Origin of the sequence: Neorhizobium sp. BT27B (assembly GCF_050455485.1) — a bacterium.
Taxonomy (GTDB): Bacteria; Pseudomonadota; Alphaproteobacteria; order Rhizobiales; family Rhizobiaceae; genus Neorhizobium.
Genome location: NZ_JBCIYT010000007.1, coordinates 100,086 through 117,848, shown reverse-complemented (window position 1 = coordinate 117,848; position 17,763 = coordinate 100,086). Strand labels below are relative to the sequence as shown.

General features: G+C 60.8%; 10 protein-coding genes. 2 read left to right on the top strand and 8 right to left on the bottom strand.

Features of this window, described 5'->3' with window-relative positions; translation table 11 throughout:
* Positions 1-56: 56 nt before the first annotated feature.
* The 6 genes from AAIH70_RS19525 to AAIH70_RS19500 all read right to left on the bottom strand — a co-directional run bounded on the left by AAIH70_RS19525 (position 57) and on the right by AAIH70_RS19500 (position 12,791).
* The gene (locus AAIH70_RS19525) at positions 57-1,841 is read right to left on the bottom strand and encodes a methyl-accepting chemotaxis protein (protein WP_132277189.1); all 1,785 of its coding nucleotides are present in this window, start codon (positions 1,839-1,841) and stop codon (positions 57-59) included.
* A gap of 237 nt (positions 1,842-2,078) precedes the next feature.
* Entirely contained in the window at positions 2,079-2,558 is a 480-nt protein-coding gene (locus AAIH70_RS19520; protein WP_132277187.1) for a chemotaxis protein CheW, read from the bottom strand.
* A gap of 493 nt (positions 2,559-3,051) precedes the next feature.
* Complete coding sequence (locus AAIH70_RS19515; RefSeq protein WP_132277183.1) at positions 3,052-9,468, bottom strand: translocation/assembly module TamB domain-containing protein; 6,417 nt, start codon at positions 9,466-9,468, stop codon at positions 3,052-3,054.
* A 49-nt stretch (positions 9,469-9,517) separates the two neighbouring features.
* Positions 9,518-11,449 (bottom strand): autotransporter assembly complex protein TamA, encoded by a 1,932-nt coding sequence (locus tag AAIH70_RS19510; RefSeq protein ID WP_430035268.1) that lies wholly within the window; start codon positions 11,447-11,449, stop codon positions 9,518-9,520.
* 224 nt (positions 11,450-11,673) lie between these two features.
* Positions 11,674-12,288, bottom strand: coding sequence for an acetate uptake transporter (locus AAIH70_RS19505; protein ID WP_132277179.1), 615 nt, complete (start codon positions 12,286-12,288; stop codon positions 11,674-11,676).
* 236 nt (positions 12,289-12,524) lie between these two features.
* On the bottom strand, positions 12,525-12,791 hold the full coding sequence (locus AAIH70_RS19500) for a YMGG-like glycine zipper-containing protein (protein ID WP_132277177.1): 267 nt from the start codon (positions 12,789-12,791) through the stop codon (positions 12,525-12,527).
* A gap of 343 nt (positions 12,792-13,134) precedes the next feature.
* On the opposite strand from AAIH70_RS19500, the gene hemA reads away from it, so the two are divergent.
* Entirely contained in the window at positions 13,135-14,349 is a 1,215-nt protein-coding gene (hemA, locus tag AAIH70_RS19495) for a 5-aminolevulinate synthase (RefSeq protein WP_430035183.1), read from the top strand.
* Positions 14,350-14,428: 79 nt separating this feature from the next.
* Here the strand turns inward: hemA and dxr are convergent, their stop codons facing one another.
* Positions 14,429-15,598, bottom strand: coding sequence for a 1-deoxy-D-xylulose-5-phosphate reductoisomerase (gene dxr / locus AAIH70_RS19490; protein WP_132277173.1), 1,170 nt, complete (start codon positions 15,596-15,598; stop codon positions 14,429-14,431).
* Positions 15,599-15,737: 139 nt separating this feature from the next.
* Between dxr and AAIH70_RS19485 the strand changes: the two genes are divergently transcribed.
* Positions 15,738-17,000, top strand: coding sequence for an FAD-dependent oxidoreductase (locus tag AAIH70_RS19485; protein ID WP_132277171.1), 1,263 nt, complete (start codon positions 15,738-15,740; stop codon positions 16,998-17,000).
* Here AAIH70_RS19485 and AAIH70_RS19480 read toward each other — a convergent pair.
* A complete protein-coding gene (locus tag AAIH70_RS19480; RefSeq protein WP_430035266.1) occupies positions 16,991-17,341 on the bottom strand; it encodes a flagellin in 351 nt (116 codons plus the stop codon). The genes AAIH70_RS19485 and AAIH70_RS19480 overlap by 10 nt on opposite strands.
* Positions 17,342-17,763 lie beyond the last annotated feature (422 nt).

Below are 17,763 nucleotides of genomic sequence, written 5' to 3'. Positions count from 1 at the left end.
ATATAAAAAAGGGCAGCTTCGGCTGCCCTTTTCCATTCAACGATGAAATTTCAGGATCAGAAATCTTCCCAGCCATCATCCGCGACGGCGATTGCCTGCCCTCTCGAGGCGGTGCGTACCGCTGGTCGTGAGGGTGCGGTGCTGCGGGTGTTGTGCACGGCAGGCGCTGCATAACGTGGCGCGGCGGCGACCGCTCCCGTTGCCTGACCAATGCGGAACTGCTGCAGCAGTCGCCGCAGGTTCTCGGCCTCGGATGAGAGAGAATGGCTCGCCGCAGTGGTTTCCTCGACCATGGCAGCATTTTTCTGGGTAGCCTGATCCATGACGTTGACCGCCTGGTTGATCTCCTTGAGGCTGGCCGACTGCTCGCGGGATGCCTCGACGATTGCCGCCACGTTGGTGTGGATGGCGCCAACCTGACCGACGATCTCGCTCAAGGCCGATCCGGTCTGCCCGACCAGATTGACGCCGTTTGTGACGTAACCGCTGGACGCGTTGATCAGCGTCTTGATCTCCTTGGCGGCGGTCGCCGAACGCTGTGCCAGTTCGCGTACTTCCTGGGCGACGACGGCAAAACCCTTGCCCGCTTCACCGGCACGCGCCGCTTCCACGCCGGCATTAAGCGCAAGCAGATTGGTCTGGAAGGCGATTTCGTCGATCACGCTGATGATGTTGGTGATCTCGCCGGACGATTTGGCGATCTGGTCCATGGCCGCGATGGCGTCGCGGACGATCTGGCCCGATTGCTCGGCATTCTGCTTGGTCAGCGTCACCAGACGGCCCGCCTCGTCGGCGCGGTGTGTGGAGTCGGACACCGTGGTGGTGATCTCTTCCAGTGCCGCTGCCGTTTCCTCAAGAGAAGCGGCTTGCTGTTCCGTGCGTCGGGCAAGGTCGTCGGATGCGCCGGCGATTTCGCCGGAGGAGGCTGCAATGCCGGCGGCGTTTTCCGCCACGGTCTGCATGGCGGCGCGCAGCTTGGCCACGACCTCGTTGAAATCGTGACGGGTTGCTTCCATGCTCGGTACGAAAGTGTTGTCGAGGCTTTGCTCGAGGTCACCGCCCGCCAACGCCTTCAGGCCGTTGCCGAGGCTGGTGATGGCGCTCATGCGCGGTGTCACGTCGGTGGCGAATTTCACCACCTTGTAGACCTGGCCCTTGAGGTTACGGATCGGGTTGTAGGCCGCCTGGATCCAGATTTCCTTGCCCCCCTTGCCGAAGCGAACGAACTCGTCGGCGATGAATTCTCCAGAGGCAAGCTTCTGCCAGAAGGCGGCGTATTCGGGCGAGGCGGCATAGGTCGCATCGCAGAACATGCGATGATGGCGGCCCTTGATCTCCGAAAGGGCATAACCGAGACCCTGGCAAAAATTGTCGTTGGCATCGAGGATTTCACCCTGCGGCGTGAATTCGATGACGGCCTGGGAATTGGAAATAGCTGAAAGCTTCGCCGCGTCCTCGGTGGCTCTTGCCTTTGCAGCGGTGATATCGGAGGCGATCTTGACGACCTTGACGGGTTTTCCACCGCGCAGGACTGGATTGTAGGAGGCCTGAATCCAGATCTCTTCGCCAGCCTTGGTGTGGCGCTTATACTCGCCCGCATCGAATTTGCCTGAGCCTAGATTGCTCCAGAACTGGCGGTATTCCGCGGTTGCCGCATAGGCCGGGTCGCAAAAGATGCGGTGGTGCTGACCTTTGATCTCTTCAAGGCGATAACCGAGCGCCCGGCAGAAATTCTCATTCGCATAGAGAATATTGCCCTGAAGATCGAACTCGATGATGGCCTGCGATTTGGATAGTGCGTCGACAACCTGCTGTGCGCCTGACGTGCCGAGTCCGAACATTCTTCGCTCCCAAGGGCTTTGCGTCCTCGTCGGTTCGTCTGAGGGCAGGCGAATACAACCGGCGATTCATCTCAGGGTTACTTTAGACATTTAAAACTTAATAATAAATTGAAACAAAGTGAACAGGAATCACAATATTTCGTAGGGGATGAACAAAGGGTTCGCAGATCCCACGAATCAAAACGGCCACCGCAGCAATACGGTGGCCGTCAGCTTGTCTTTGCAAGAAAAGCTAAGTCAGGCTGCGAGGTCTTCGGCCTCGGTGCCCTTGAACATCTTGGCAAGGTTCAGGAAGCAGATCATGCCGTTCTCGTTGGCGATAACGCCTTCGGAGAAGGACTTGTCGAACGAGGCGGAGACTTCCGGAACCGGCTGAACCTGGGTGGCTGAAATGGTCAGGATGTCCGAGACGCGGTCGACCAGCATGCCGATGACCATGTTGTGCACTTCGGCAACGACGATGGCGCTGCGCTCGTTGGCAACGGTGCTCTTCATGCCGAGCTTGTAGGCAAGGTCGATGATCGGAATGACCGAGCCGCGTAGGTTCATCACGCCGATGACGTCGGCTGGTGCATGCGGGATGGGCGTGGACGGTGCCCAGCCGCGGATTTCGCGGATGGTCGTGGTCTTCACGCAGAATTCCTGATCGTGCAGACGGAAAGCGATGATTTCCAGGTTCTCATCGCCATAGCTTACGGAATTGATCGTCGTAGCCATCAAACTTCTACCCCATTGCCCTTTGCTGGACGGAGCGGACGCACCGGATATGGCGCACGCGACCGTTGCCGAAAAACTTGTCGTCGATGGCACGGGATGTGCTGTCGATCGATTCGAAGTTTAATGTAGGGGAAGAGTATTTCTTAAATCTAAACCGGCCGACGAAAGCCGGCGCGGAATCAGTTGCTTAGAGCGGTTCATTGTTAAATGGAAACGGTTCTGCCGGAGCAGGTTTTCGTCGGGGCAGTGGCGATTGGCGAAGTGCATGCCCGAAGGTACGTGCGAGCCGATCGCCGCTGATCCCGGCGGAAAGATGCCCGGCCCTTATGGGTTGGCTGAAACGGGCCGGCTGATCGCATGGCCGGCTTGGTCGTATGCTTTGGCTACGACGCGCGCCAGCCATGCGACCATCCAACTCCGTTTGAGCCAACAGAACCGATTCCATTTAACAATGAACCGCTCTAGCAAATGCCGGTCGCACGACGGATCCGATTTAGTATTCTTTTTCATAGAATACGCCCGCCGAACCACCATCGCCGCCCGCACCGGCCTTGAGCTTTACGCCGCGTCCGACATCGAGATTGATGACGGCGCGCGCACCTGCCTTGCCACCCTGTTCAAGCTGGAGGTACGTGCGGTCGTTGATGTAGCGGCCGACCGAAACCGTCGTCTGGCCGTTACTGTCGGTATTGATGTCGAGATCATCGACGCCGAGATTGGCGCGCAGCGTGTCCAGCAGCGAGTTCGAACCACCGCCTGCCAGCTGGCTGACGGCATCGGCAAGCTGGGCGATCTGCAGTGGCGACAGTTTTGACATGGACTGGCCGAAGACGAGCCGTGCCAGAACCTCATCCTGCGGCAGGGCAGGGGAGGAGGAGAAGCTGATATCAGGATCGTTGGCAACGCCTGCTACATTCACCGTGATGGTCGTCTGCGAAGACGTGGTGTCTGCTTCCATATCGAGCACGGGGATAAGGCCGCCGCCGAAGGTGATCTTGCCCTCGGTGAAATCCAGTCGCTTGGTCAGGATGATGATACGGCCGCGGCGCATCTCGAAGCCGCCGGAGACATTCGGTGCGGCCGACGTGCCGGTGACGGTCAGTTCGCCACCGAGTTCCGCATCGATGCCGCGACCGCGGACAAAAATGCCGCTCGGCGCGCTGATGACGAGATCGAGACCGAGCGCAGAGCTGCTGCCGCTGCCGCCCTTCGGCTGGATCTCGGCCATCTGGCGGCGGACATCTGCCGGGGCATTTTTCTGCTTGATATTCAGTTCGGCCAGCGAGGATGGCAGTTTTGCCGGAACCGTAATCGACGTCTTCGACAGGTTGAGGCGGCCGCCGAGAATGGCGTTGGTGAGGAGAGGACCCTTGACCGTCAGCTGACCGTCGGCAGTCGAGGCAAGAAGCTGACCGTCGACATAGGTGGCCTTGGCAAGCGTCACCGTCAGGTCGGCAGGCAGGCCGGCCGCCGGATTGATGCCGATCGTGCCTTGCGCCGAGACATTACCGCCGGTGGAGAGGTTTGCCGTCACCGATGAGAGCGTGGCTTGATCGCGGTTGAAGGCGATGTTGGCGGCAAGGTTTTCCAGGGCGAGATTGCGACGGACGTCGATCAGCCGGGCACCGGATGTGCTGGCCGACCCGGTGACGAGCGGCGCAGCTGCAGTGCCGCCGACATTGACGTCGATATTGCCGTTGCCTTCGAGCACAAAACCCTGACCTGCAAGCTGTGCGCCGAGAAGTGCGAAGGGAACGCCGCCATTGACCTTGAGATTGAGGGCACGATTGCCGGCCAGACCGACCGAGCCGTTTCCGGAAATCGCCAGACCGGACTGGCCGGAAAGGCGGGTATCGACGGTAACGGTATTGTTCTCGAAGCGGCCATTGGCGGTGATGCGGAAAGGCGCAAGACCGGCTGAGCGGGTCTGTTTTACTGCCGCGTCATCCCAGGCGAGATTGAACTGCACGCCGGGCGTCGATGCGTTGTTGAGGGCGGTAACCTTGCCGGTGATCTTGCCGCCGGCATCGAGATCGGGAACGAGGCCATTGGCGATGCTGGCGGGAAGCGCGTTGATGTCGGCGTTGACGTCGAGGACGGGACCTGCCTTGCCGCCGAGGACCACACGACCACCGGCCGTCAGCGACATGCCCTGCGGTCCGGTCAGGCGGGTTTCTGAAAGCGTCAGCGTGTTGTTTTCGAAATTGCCGGCGGCCTTGAGGTTCATGCCGGAAATGCCAGCAGCACCCTGTCGGCGGATTTCCGCGCCATTCCATTGCAGATCGTAACGGACGGCGGGGGCCGCCATCGTGCCGTTGGCCGTGACCGAACCGGTGATCTCGCCGCCCGTCTGGATGCCAGGCACAAAGCTGTTGGCAAGGCTTGCCGGCAATGACGCGACATTGGCAGTGACGCTGATCGGACGTTCGCCTGCAAGACTGACCGTTCCCTTGGCGTCGAGCGCCAGACCGGAAGGCCCGGACAGTTTTACGCCCTCGAGATTGGCAGTGCCCTGCTCGAATGTTCCTGCGGCGGTCAGCTGAAGCGCATTGAGGCCGGCTGCGCGGGTCTGGCGCAGCGCAAGATCTGACCAGCGTAGGTCGTAACGGATGGCAGGTGCTTGCGCCGTGCCGGTGGATGTGACTTTGCCGGCAATCGTGCCACTGGCATCAAGACCTGCGACAAAACCGTTGGCGAGGCTGGCGGGCAGGGCGGCGATATCGGCGTTGACGTCCAGCGCCGGGGCGCCGGATGCACCGTTCAGAATGACCCGGCCGGTCGCCGAGGCGGACAGGCCGCCAGAGCCGGTGATGCTGGTTTCTTCGAGTGTTGCCGTGCCGTTTTCGAAATTCCCCTTGGCCTTCATCTGCAAGGCTGTGACGCCTGCCTGTCTGGTCTGGCGTGTCTGGATTTCGGTGGTGCCGAGATCGTAGCGCACGTTCGGGGCATCGACAGTGCCGGACGCCGTAACCGCGCCGTTGATGGCGCCGCTGGCTTCGAGATCGGGACGGAAAACGTTGGCAAGAGCGAGCGGTACGGAGGCAAGGTTTGCGGTGATATCGAGCTTGCGATCGCCGGACAGTGCGGCATTGCCGCGTGCCGTCAGCGACAGGCCCTGTGGTCCGTTGAGGTCAGCCGCTTCCAGTGTGAACGCCTGATTTTCCAAACGTCCCTTAAGGCGCGCCTGCAGGCCGGTCAACGAGGCTGGACCTTTGCCGACCGCGAGGTCGGCGCCGGTCAGATCAACGGTCGCATTGGGGGCAGAGATGGTGCCGCTGGCATTGATCGTGCCGGAAAACGAACCGGCGGCATTCAGGTCCGGCCGGAAGGCGTTTGCGAGTTTGGCTGGCAGCGCGGAGATGGAGGCATCGACCGACAACGGGCGATCACCGGCAAGGTCGAGCCAGCCTTTGGCAGACAGCCCGACACCTTCGCCGGTTCCAGACAGTGTATCGAGCGTGACGCGATTGTTTTCGAAGCGCCCCTGCGCTGCAATGGCAAGCGGACCCACGGCGGCCTGGCGGGTCTGGCGCACGGCCGCATCGCGCAGGTTGAGATCGAAGGTCGCCGATGGTGCAGCTAGCGTGCCCTTGGCGCCCACACGGCCGGATAGAAGGCCGGCCGCATCGAGGTTCGGAAGAAATGCATTGGCAAGCGCTGCGGGAATGTCGGTCAGTTCGCCATCGATATCGACAGCCTTGTCGTCGTTCAGCGAAACGGAACCGCGGGCCGTCAGGCCAAGCTGGCCGGGGCCGGAAATCCTGGCATCGGCGATGGTCAGGGCGTTGTTTTCGAAACGTCCGGCCGTCTGAAGCTGAAGTGCGGAAAGTCCTGCCTTGCGGGTCTCGGTGGTTGCGGCATCAGCCCATTTCAAATCGAAATCGGCAGCCGGTGCAGCGATCGTTCCCTTGGCGCTTGCACGGCCGGATATGCTGCCGGCCGCATCAAGGCCGGGCCGAAAACCATTGGCAAGCTTGGCCGGCAAGGCGCCGATCTCGGCATTCACATCCAGACCGGGGCCGCCATCCTTCAGGCCGACAGAGCCGTTTGCCGAAAGCGACAGGCCGTCCGGGTTGGTGATGCGGGTAGTGCCGAGTGTGACGACATTGTCCTGAAGCTGGCCATCGGCTTCGATCAGTAAAGGCGAAATACCAGCCGCTTTCGTCTGGCGAAGCTGCGCATCGCTCCATTGCAGGTCGTAACGTACGACCGGTGCAGCTGTGGTGCCAGTCGCAACGATCTTGCCGGTAATGGCGCCGGCCGCGTCGATGTTTGGAACAAAAGCATTTGCGAGTGTCGCCGGCAGCGTGGTGACGTTTGCCGTGAGATTCAGATTGGTGCCTGCCTGACCGTCCAGTACGACACGGCCATTGCCGGCATTGATCGTCAGTTCCGAAAGGCTGACGGCGCCATCGGCGATGCCGATCCGAGACGGTCTCGACAGCGCAACGTCGATACCGCGTGGCTTGGCGGTAAAGTGGTCGATCGCGACCGTCATGCCGCGGCTATCGGGGGTGATCGATCCGGCTGTCGAAAGCGGTGCCGAATCAAATTGTGCGGCAAGATCGAACAAGGTCGCCGCGTCGTTCCTTTTGACGCCGAGAACCACATCGGTCAGCGCCTGCGCGCCGACGCCGATGCGGGCCGCGCGGATCGTGCCTTCGGCGGTCAGGGCCCGCAGGTCGGGCAGGGTCATGTCGACCGACGGTGAGGCTATGGCAATACCGCCGCGGGCAAGCGCGTTGCCGGTCGCCTTGACCGTCACGGATGGCTTTTCACCGGCATTGACGAGATTGACCGTGCCGCGCAGGTCACCCTGCACCTGCTGGCCGGCGAAGGAGGCGAGGAGCGCGAGTTCCGGAAAGTCGAATTCCAGATTGCCCTGTGGCAGAAACTGTTCGGAGAAATCGAGCGCGCCGGTCAGCTTGTTTGAGCCGACATTCAGCTGCAGATTGGATGTCGACAGGCGGCCGCTGACATAGGCGACATCCGATCCGGCATCGATCTGCTTGCCGTCGACGCGGGTGGTGAGGCCGACATGCCCGCGCGGCGCATTGGGATCGGCCGTGGCGTCGATGTTGACGCTGAAAGCTTCTATCAGACGGCCGGCAACACGGGCTTCCGCCGAGTTGACGACGCCCTTGACGGCCATGGCCGATAGCGGGCCGGTTGCCGAGATGTCGTAGCCGGCGGCCCCCTTGGCGTCCGGACGGAACTTGCCGATATCGGGCATACGCCCGGCCAGCCGCGCATTGATCGTCTGGTTTTCGACAACAGCGTTGCCGTGGCCTTCGATGGTGCCGGAGCGGATCGTCAGGTTTTCCAAAGCCATGCGCCCGCCGATCACGGCGTTGACATAGGCCTCGACGCCGATCGCTTCGGCAAACTTTCCGGCAATCGCAGGCGGCAGGACGGCCGGGTTGGCGGTCATGCGGATATTGCCGGTCACGGCCTGCTTCGACAGATCATAGGCGCCGCTGATCGTGCCGTTGAGGTTGGCGCTTTCGACCGTGGCCGCGTCAAGCCCGATGGCCGGCAGTGCCAGACGGATCGGCGCATCCAGCGTGAACGGTGAGCGGATGACGCGGTCGAGATCCGCATTGGCAAAGGCCGAGCGGGCAATGGTGAGGCGGCTGCGGATGCTGCCGGCGCGCTCGACGAGATCGAGATCCTCGCTCTCGGCCTGCAGGCGCACTTGCTCGAAACGGCCCTGCGGCAGTTCGGCGGAACGAATGGCGGCCGTCGCGTTGAAGCGGGCCGACGTTGCCGCACCCGTCAGCGTGAAATTGACATTGTCCACCGAAAGGCGCGCCTGCTGGTTCTGCTGCAGCGGCCAGTTGATGGTGATCGGGCCATTGGCGCCGGCAACGCTGGCGGTCAGGCTGTTGTCGCCCTTCTGGTCGAGTGCGCCGGATGCCGCGACCTTGACGGCGCCGGTGCTGATATTGCCCTTGTCGATATCGATGCGGTCGCCATTGCCGAAGCGCGCGGCGACATCGATCGCGGTGAGGCCGGCAAAGAAGGGACGCAAGGCCGGCGGCAGCATTTCCTGCAGCTGGCCGCCGCCTGTCAGTTCAAGACGATGGCGTCCATTATCCGTCAGGGTATGCTTGCCGTTGACGCTGATCACAGGCGCGCCATCGACATTGCCATCCAGCTGGCCGGTCCAGTTCGACAGCGGGCCGCTACCATCCAGCGCCATGGCCACGGACGGGTTGCCCGGCAGCCGCAGCAGGCGTGCAATAAGGCCGCCCTGCGGTTCGGCGATCGACGCCTGCAGCTTCAATTCATTCTGCTCGGGCGCATAAACGATGTCAGCTTCGGCCATCGCATCGGGCAGATCCTGACGATGGGCGGCAAAGTTCAGGCTGACCCGCTCGGATGTCGCATCGACGGCGCCATGGGCGGCGATGGAGAAATCGCGGCCGGCAAAGGCTTCGGCAAGGCGGATATCGGGAAGTTCAAACCGGTCGATTTTGAGCTCGACGGGCAGCGAAAATCCGCTGCTGCTGCTTGTTGTCGTCTCGGCTGGCGTTTCGCTTTCGGCGGGTGCCCGCGTCAACGCGATGGACTGTATCGCAATTTTTTCCGCATGAAATGTCGCGGTCAGCAGGGCAAGCGGCGACCAGTCGACGGCAATGTTCCTGATCTCACCAAAACTACCCTCACGGTCGGCTAAGGTGACGCCTTCGATGCGCAGGCGGCCGGACAGAACACCCTTCAGGCGGGAGATCCTGATCGTCTGGTCGGGAGTGGAAATCAGCGAGGAAATGGTGTCGGCAGCGATGCGTCCGCCGGCGGGCGCAAGCCCGACGAACAGGATGACGGCCACGGCCAGGACGAGCAGAATCGCGACGACGCCGGCGACGGCGCGCGTGATCCATTTCATCAGGCGAAACAATACTGTCATCGAACGCGATCAGACCTTTCCACTTGCCCCTCGGGCTCGCTGCATTCTCTTAGAACGACTGCCCTATGCCTGCATAGATGCCGTATGAACTGCCACCTTCATATCGATCAAGCGGCAGCGCAAAATCGATGCGCAATGGCCCGAAGGGTGTCGCGTATCGAAGGCCGATACCGGCGCCCATGCGGATATCCGAGAAATCGGGCACGATTTCGGTCGCAACTGTACCGACATCCAAAAACGGCACAATTCCGATCGTATCGGTAATTTTTATGCGCGCTTCCAAAGAAGTTAACATGTAAGAGCGGCCACCGAGTGCCTCGTTGTCGTCGTTATAGGGCGAAATTTCGCGATAGGAATAACCGCGCACCGAGCCGCCGCCACCCGCATAAAAGCGCCGCGTTGCAGGGATACTGGCCAAACCATCGCCACCGATCAAAGTTCCTGCGGAGAGCTTGGCGGCCAGCACGACGCGATCTTCCTGCCCGAGACCGAGATAACCGGAAATCGAGCCTTCAAAGGAAGAAAAGACATTGCCGTTCAGAGCCTCGTAACTCGGCTTGGCCGACAGCGTGCCGTAATACCCTTCGGTGGGATCGAGCTTGTTGTCGCGGGCGTCGCGCTCGTAGCCGATCGGAAGGCTGAACGTCAGGTAGTCGTTGTCGCCGTAAACGTCATGTGTCTGGGTATAGGCAATCTCGCCGCCGCCGGTGAATTTGTCCTGATCGTTCAGCTCATAGGTGAACTGGCCAAGTGCGGTCACGGATTCGGCGTCATAGGTGTCGTAGTTTTCCGTTTTTGCTTCGACGCTTGCATCGAAGGTGATCTGCGGAAGAAATGTGCCCGGTTTCTTGAAATAGACACCGGCGCGATAGTTGAGATCGCCGACATCGGTGCCATCAGTTGAGCCGAGACCGGAAACCTCGCCTTCGAAACGCAGCGATTCCGCCTGCCCGAACAGATTGCGATGTCCCCAGTAACCCGAGAGGCCACCGCCATCGAGCGACGAATATTCGGCACCAAAACCGAAATAGCGGAATTTGCCTTCCGAAACTTCGATCGACAGCGGAATGGAGCCGTCCGGAGCCAGTGCCTTGTCTTCCTGGATGGTGAGGCTGGAAAACACGCTGAGTTCGCGCAGACGATCGGCCGCCTTCTTCATCTGATCGGGTGAATATTGCTGACCCTGGTCGAGGCGCGAATAACGGCGGATGAATTCCGGGTTGACCGCCCGCGCGCCTTTCACAGCGACGCTGCCGAAAGGTGCGACCGGGCCGCCGCGGGCATCCAGCGTCACATCTACCTTGTTGGTGGCGTGGTCGGCGACGACTTGCCGTTCTGCCAGCTCTGCCAGCGGACGACCTTCGTTCTTGAGGTCGTGAATGATGGTTTCCCCGGCCTTGATGATCAGCCGCGAGCCGGCCTTGCCGTCGGGTACGAGATCGTATTCGGCCGGGTCTCTGCCGGCTGCATCGCCCAGCATGGTGATCTTGCCGAGGGTAAAGACAGGGCCGGGCTCGACGGAGACAGTGACGGGGATCGGCTTGCTGCGATCGAAGCTTGGGTTTGGCGGCAACCGGTCGATATCCTGACCGGCGATCGTGATGTTGACGATGCCGCCGTAGCGGGCTTCCTCGAACAGCACGGCGACAAGGCGGTCGCGGTCCTCGCGCGCCTTGATGACGATACCGAGATCGCCGGAAACGGGATTTTCCTTGTCGGCCACCAGAGAGGCGGCGTTTTCCAGCCGCTCTTCGAGGTCGCTGTCCGCCTCCTTGGCCTGAAAGGTAACGTCGTAGCGGACAGGGTCGACGACCTCGACCTCGTCCTTGTCGCTTTCGAACAGGGTCAGGCCAAAAATCTTCAGCGCATGCGCTTCCGGAACAAGCACGGGAGAGCTTGTCGTCGCCAACGCGAGCGCCAGTATCGTTGCGCCTCGATAGGCCGAGCGAATGAATGGTGCCGTGTGGGGGCGTTTCCGCAGTACTGCTATGTTTCCGCCCTCGCCGGTCTTTGCTGTTTGTCTGAAATGCTAATTTATTCGCAAAAACAGGGGCAACATATGTCTTTTAATGAGCCAGGTCGAATCTTTATGGAAAAAAGTGAGGGCTTTAGGAGGGGAGTGTTGCCCCATGGCCGCGCAATCCGCCACAAAATAGGGCGGGTCGCACGATTAGCGACCCGGTGTTTTAAAGGCGTTCCCGCCTGTCAGCCGATCATCGGCTTGCCGACGGGAAGCAGGTCGCGACCAAACGCATCCTTGTAGATCGTATGTGCCATCACATAGAGAGCCGAGGCACCGCACAGCATCAGCTCGTAACCGGCAATCACGTTGAAGGCAGGTGGACCAAAATGGCCGGCTACAAGCAGGGTGAAGCCGATCAGCAATGTGATGAAGACGAGGCCAAGGCCGGTGCTGGCGCGCATCGCGCCCGGCGTCATGATGGCCGTGTAGATCGTCCAGATGGCCAGGAACCAGCCGAGATCCGTGTGGCTGATGGGGAAAATGCCCGTCGCATTGCCGATCTGGATCAGGCAAAGTGCAATCCAGAAGCAGCCATAGGACGTGAAGGCGGCATAACCGAAATTGTTGCCGATCCGGCCTTCATGCAGGCCGGCGATCAGCTGGGCGAGGCCGCCGAAGATGAGGCCGGTCCAGATGACGGGTCCGAGCGAGGCCCAGCCGACATTGTGAAACTGAAGGAGGATGGTCGTCATGCCGAAACCGGCAAGGCCGACCACGGCCGGGTTGCCGTGTGTTGCGTGATTATGGGCGACAGGTTCTGCGGTGATGATCTGATCGGGCGGCGTGTTGGCGTTCATGGGATATCCGTCACTGGGATGGCGATAAAAGCTGCCAATCCGATCGGATATGTGCAGCGCGCGATGGCGGCTGCTGGCTAAGCTGACTGCGAACAGCTTGAGGTTGATCTGGCGCAATCTGCGTCCATCAGTCTCAGACGGGCAAAGGTCTGCATGCACCAATGCAAAAGCCCGCAGAAGATCATTCCGCGGGCTTCTTCATCGGTTCGGTCGTCAATACGACCGTATCGAACGGCTCAGTAGCCGCCGCGCGGGCAGCTGTCGATGTAACGACGACCGTACTGGTCGCGATAGTAGCACTGACCGGGCTGTTCGGAGACATTGCCGATCACAGCGCCTGCGACGCCGCCGATCGCACCGCCGACTGCGGCACCGCGGACGTTACCCGTTGCCAGGCCACCGATGACGGCGCCGGATGCAGCGCCGATGCCGGCGCCTTTTTCGGTCTGGGTGCAACTCGCCAGCGACAGGCCGGCCAGAGCGAGAACCATCAATTTTTTCATAACTCTCTCCACTTCATTGAAGACGGCTGCAGGGAGTGATCTCGCCTCTCACCGCATCCCGCGGCAGCATCGTCTTGACGGAGAATAGGGTTCCATACCCATATGTCCATACTGTGATGCGGCCTAGCTTACCCGACGCGAGGCGGTTTTTCCTCAAGCGGACGCAAAAATGCAATTCGTCAAAATTTGACATCGATCAACACGGGCGCGTATTGCCTCTCTATCTTTTGACTAGAACAGTTCAAAAGAGTGGGCCATTTGCCGCAGTGTGCTCTATTAGACATTGCTGGGGTTGACGGAAGAAAAGGCAGAACTCACAAAAGTGCAGGTTCTGGAGTTTGATATGGATTTCGAGGCATTTTTCAAGAACGAGCTGGACGGACTGCATCAGGAAGGCCGCTACCGCGTGTTCGCCGACCTTGAGCGTCAGCGTGGCAGTTTCCCGCGCGCCACCCATCACATGGCCGACGGCACGAAGGACGTCACCGTCTGGTGCTCCAATGATTATCTCGGCATGGGCCAGCACCCCGCCGTTCTTGCCGCCATGCATGAGGCCATAGATCACTGTGGCGCGGGTGCGGGAGGCACCCGGAATATTTCTGGTACCAACCACTATCACGTTCTGCTCGAGCGCGAGCTCGCAGATCTGCACGGCAAGGAAGCCGGCCTGATCTTCAACTCCGGCTATATGTCGAACTGGGCCGCACTCGGTACGCTTGGCCAGAAGATCCCCGGCCTCATCATCTTCTCCGATGCGCTGAACCATGCTTCCATGATCGAGGGCATTCGCCACGGCAAATGCGAGCGGGTTATCTGGAAGCACAACGATCTCGCCGATCTCGAAGCCAAGCTTGCTGCCGCAGATCCGAACGCGCCGAAAATGATCGCCTTCGAGAGCGTCTATTCCATGGATGGCGATATCGCGCCGATCAGGGAAATCTGCGATCTCGCCGACAAATACGGCGCCATGACCTATCTCGACGAAGTGCATGCCGTCGGCATGTACGGCCCGCGCGGCGGTGGCATTGCCGAGCGCGAAGGCCTGATGGACCGCGTGACGGTCATCGAAGGCACGCTGGGCAAGGCTTTTGGCGTGATGGGCGGCTATATCACTGCCTCCACCGCTTTGTGCGATTTCGTGCGCTCCTTCGCCTCCGGCTTCATCTTCACCACGGCGCTGCCGCCGACGCTTGCCGCCGGTGCAATCGCCTCGATCCGCCACCTCAAGAACAGCCAGTTCGAGCGCGCCCGCCATCAGGAACGCGTGCGCAAGCTGCGCGGCATGCTGGATGCCAAGGGCATTCCGCATATGCCCAACCCCAGCCATATCGTGCCGGTCATGGTTGGCGATGCCGCCAAGTGCAAGTGGATCTCGGATCTGCTGATGGACAATTGCGGCATCTACGTGCAGCCGATCAATTATCCGACCGTTCCGCGCAAAACGGAGCGTCTGCGTATTACCCCGACGCCGCTGCATTCCGACGCCGATCTCGAACATCTGGTCGATTCGCTGCATCAGTTGTGGGCGCGTTGCGCACTGGCCCGCCAGGTCGCGTAAGCTCAAAGACTGTCGACGAAATACAAAAGGCCTGATCGTTCGCGATCAGGCCTTTTTGGTTTGGTCGTGGTGTCCGTTGTCAGCCGATGTGTCTTGCGGCGAGACGGCGTGCCTCGGCATCGGCGGCAAACACGTCATCCATGCTCGATGCCGGCGGCAGGGTGGAAAGCTCCGTCATCACCTGTTCCGTGATCTCGGCCATGGTGAGAAAGCCGGTGCGGCCGGCGATAAAGGCTTCGAGCGCCACTTCCTTGGCACCGTTCAGCACCGCGCCCTGCACGCCGCCGCGCGTCATCGCCAAACGCGCCAGGCGCAAGGCTGGGAAACGGGTCTCGTCTGGCGCTTCGAAATCCAGTCGCGCCAGCTTTGCGAAATCCAGCCGTTCGACGGCCAGGCTGGCGCGTTTCGGATATTGCAGGGCATAGCCGATCGCGGTGCGCATATCCGGGCAGCCGAGCTGCGCCAGCACCGAGCCGTCCGTGTAGCCCACCATGGAATGAATGACCGATTGCGGATGCACTATCACCTCCACTTGTTCGGGCGTCAGTCCAAACAGATGTTTGGCCTCGATCATCTCCAGCGCCTTGTTGAACATCGAGGCGCTGTCGATGGAGATTTTCAGGCCCATCGACCAGTTGGGATGGGCGCGGGCGATATCTGCCGTCACGCCTGCCATCTGCTCGAGGCAATACGCGCGGAAAGGACCGCCGGATGCGGTGAGGATCACCCGCTCCAGCGCATGCCGCTGGTTTTCCTCCAACACCTGAAAGATGGCATTGTGTTCGCTGTCGACCGGCAGCAGCTTGCCGCCACCCTGCCTGACCGCTTCGATAAACAGGTCGCCGGCCGAAACGAGGCATTCCTTGTTGGCAAGCGCGATATCGGCGCCGCGTCTGGCAGCGGCCAGCGTTGGCGCAAGACCCGCCGTGCCGACGATTGCCGCCATTACCAGCCCGGCATCCATTTCAGCTGCCTCGATCAGGCCGCTGCGACCCGCCGCGACGGCAATGCCGGTGCCGGCCAGGGCTTCCTTCAGGTCGTTGTAGCGGGCTTCGTCAGCCGTCACAGCCAGTCTGGCGTTGAAGGCGCGTGCCTGTTCGGCCAGCAGCGAAATATTGCCGCTGCCGGTCAGTGCCGCCACTTCAAACGTCTCACGGCCCAGATGTTGGACCACATCCAGCGTGCTGACGCCGATCGAGCCCGTGGAACCGAGAACGGTGATGGAACGCGAATGATGCGTCGATGCCATGAAATGTCCGCCTGCTTCTTATCGTGGCCGGTCTATCGCCGAATGGGTGTGGTCACAAGTCCCGGCTGTTTTCCGCCACGCAAGCGGATGTGACGATGCAACGGCTTGATCCGATCGCACTGGCGGTAGAATGTGCGGCATGACCAGCATCCATTCTCAATATTCCGAACAAATCGAAACCGGTTGCGCCATCGTCGGCGGTGGCCCGGCGGGGCTTATGCTCGGCCTGCTTCTGGCGCGCGCCGGTGTGGAGGTCGTGGTTCTGGAAAAACATGCCGACTTCCTGCGCGATTTTCGCGGCGATACGATCCATCCCTCGACGCTGGAGGTGATGCGTGAGCTTGGTCTTGACGAAGCCTTTCTGACATTGCCGCACACGCGGGCGCCGAAATTGTCGGCGGAGATCGGCGGACGGCAAATCAGCATCGCTGATTTTTCGCGTCTGCCGGTGCATCACCGGTTCATTGCCTTCATGCCGCAATGGGAATTCCTGAATTTTTTGGCGCAGGAGGCGGCACGATATCCGAATTTTCGGCTGATCATGCAGGCCCGCGTCGAAGATCTGTTGGAGGAACAGGGCAAGATCGCCGGGCTTTCCGCTGCCACTCCGGACGGGCAGATTATCATTCGTTCCCGTCTGGTGGTGGGTGCCGATGGCCGCAATTCCGTGACGCGGGCAAAAGCGGGACTTGAGGTCGAGAGCTTTGGTACGCCAAGCGAAGTCGTCTGGATGAAACTGTCCAAACAGGCCGGCGATCCGCAGGAGACGATGGGTCATGCCGGTCCGCGGCAAGGCTTTGTGCTGATCGATCGCGGGGATTACTGGCAGTGCGGATATGTCATCCGGCGCGGCACCTTCACTGATATAAAAACGCGCGGGATCGCGGCGTTTCGCGAGGCGGTGAGTGCCGTTTCGCCGCTGCCGGCCGACCGCATGGATGAGATTGGCGGATGGGGGGATGTCAGCCTGCTGCAGGTGCGTATCGACCGGCTGAAACGCTGGTGGCGGCCGGGCCTGCTCTGCATAGGGGACGCAGCGCACGCCATGTCGCCGATCGGCGGTGTGGGCGTCAATCTGGCCATTCAGGATGCGGTGGCGGCCGGCAATCTTTTGGCGCAGCCCTTGAGGGCGGGAAACCTTTCCGATGGAGATCTGGCTGCGGTCGAGGCTCGCCGCGGTTTTCCGACGCGCGCCACCCAGAAACTGCAATTGATGATGCGCAGTTCGCGCCGCACGGATCAGGTTAGCGCAGAAAAGCGAAAAGGCCCCCCGGCCTTCATCCGGGGCATAGCGCGTTTCCCTCTGCTGTCACATCTGGCCGGACGCCTGATCGGCCTGGGCTTTCGGATGGAGCATGTGCGCCAGCCGCAGATCAGTGCGGCGTCGAAAGGTCAGGACTGAAATAGCGACAGCATGCTCGACGAACTGGAATTGGCGATCGACAATGCCTGTATCGCCAGCTGTTCCTGTGTCTGCAGAGCCTTCAATCGTGTCGAGGTTTCATCCATATCGGCATCGACAAGCCGGCCGACGCCCTTTTCGATGACATCCGACAGGTCGAGCATCAGGCTTGTCTGCATGTCGAGCGTCGTTTTGAGGGCGCCCAGCGATGTGCCTGCGTCGATGATGTCGGATGTGACGACATTGATGTAGCCAATATAACGATCCAGCATTTCGGGGTTTTCGACGATATCGATATCGACGAAATTCTGGGTCGGGATCGGTTCGATGCTGACGCTCATGCCGGTAAATCCGATGGAGGTCTTGATGCCGGAAAGCCGGTCGCCTGCCGTGTCAGATCGCACAGATATCGTGCTGGGATCTGTCGCCTCGATGATGACATTCGGCCAGCCATCCTCCATGAACGACTTCAACAGGGTCACCATCTCGTCGGCGGTCTCGACCTTGCCTGTGTCCTTGCCCAGCAGGCTGTTCACATAAGGTCTGTCGAATTCGTAGGTCTGCGAGCTGGCGCCGTTGAGGGTGAAGCGGAACGTTACGGAGACACCATCCGGATCGTCGCCATCCGTATAAACTTCGAAGGGCGTAAAGCCCAGGCTGATTGCCGAACCACGCGTTCCATAGGCGAGAAAATTGGACATGCCGGCACTGCCGACATCGCTGCTGAAATTGCGGATCTCCAGCGCTGAACCGTCTAGCCCGG

Bases quoted from the DNA above. Each gene is read 5' to 3' on its own strand.
- AAIH70_RS19520 (WP_132277187.1), bottom strand. From the start codon at position 2,558: ATGGCTACGACGATCAATTCCGTAAGCTATGGCGATGAGAACCTGGAA.
- AAIH70_RS19515 (WP_132277183.1), bottom strand. From the start codon at position 9,468: ATGACAGTATTGTTTCGCCTGATGAAATGGATCACGCGCGCCGTCGCC.
- hemA (WP_430035183.1), top strand. From the start codon at position 13,135: ATGGATTTCGAGGCATTTTTCAAGAACGAGCTGGACGGACTGCATCAG.
- AAIH70_RS19505 (WP_132277179.1), bottom strand. From the start codon at position 12,288: ATGAACGCCAACACGCCGCCCGATCAGATCATCACCGCAGAACCTGTC.
- AAIH70_RS19525 (WP_132277189.1), bottom strand. From the start codon at position 1,841: ATGTTCGGACTCGGCACGTCAGGCGCACAGCAGGTTGTCGACGCACTA.
- AAIH70_RS19485 (WP_132277171.1), top strand. From the start codon at position 15,738: ATGACCAGCATCCATTCTCAATATTCCGAACAAATCGAAACCGGTTGC.
- dxr (WP_132277173.1), bottom strand. From the start codon at position 15,598: ATGGCATCGACGCATCATTCGCGTTCCATCACCGTTCTCGGTTCCACG.
- AAIH70_RS19480 (WP_430035266.1), bottom strand. From the start codon at position 17,341: ATGAGCGTCAGCATCGAACCGATCCCGACCCAGAATTTCGTCGATATC.
- AAIH70_RS19500 (WP_132277177.1), bottom strand. From the start codon at position 12,791: ATGAAAAAATTGATGGTTCTCGCTCTGGCCGGCCTGTCGCTGGCGAGT.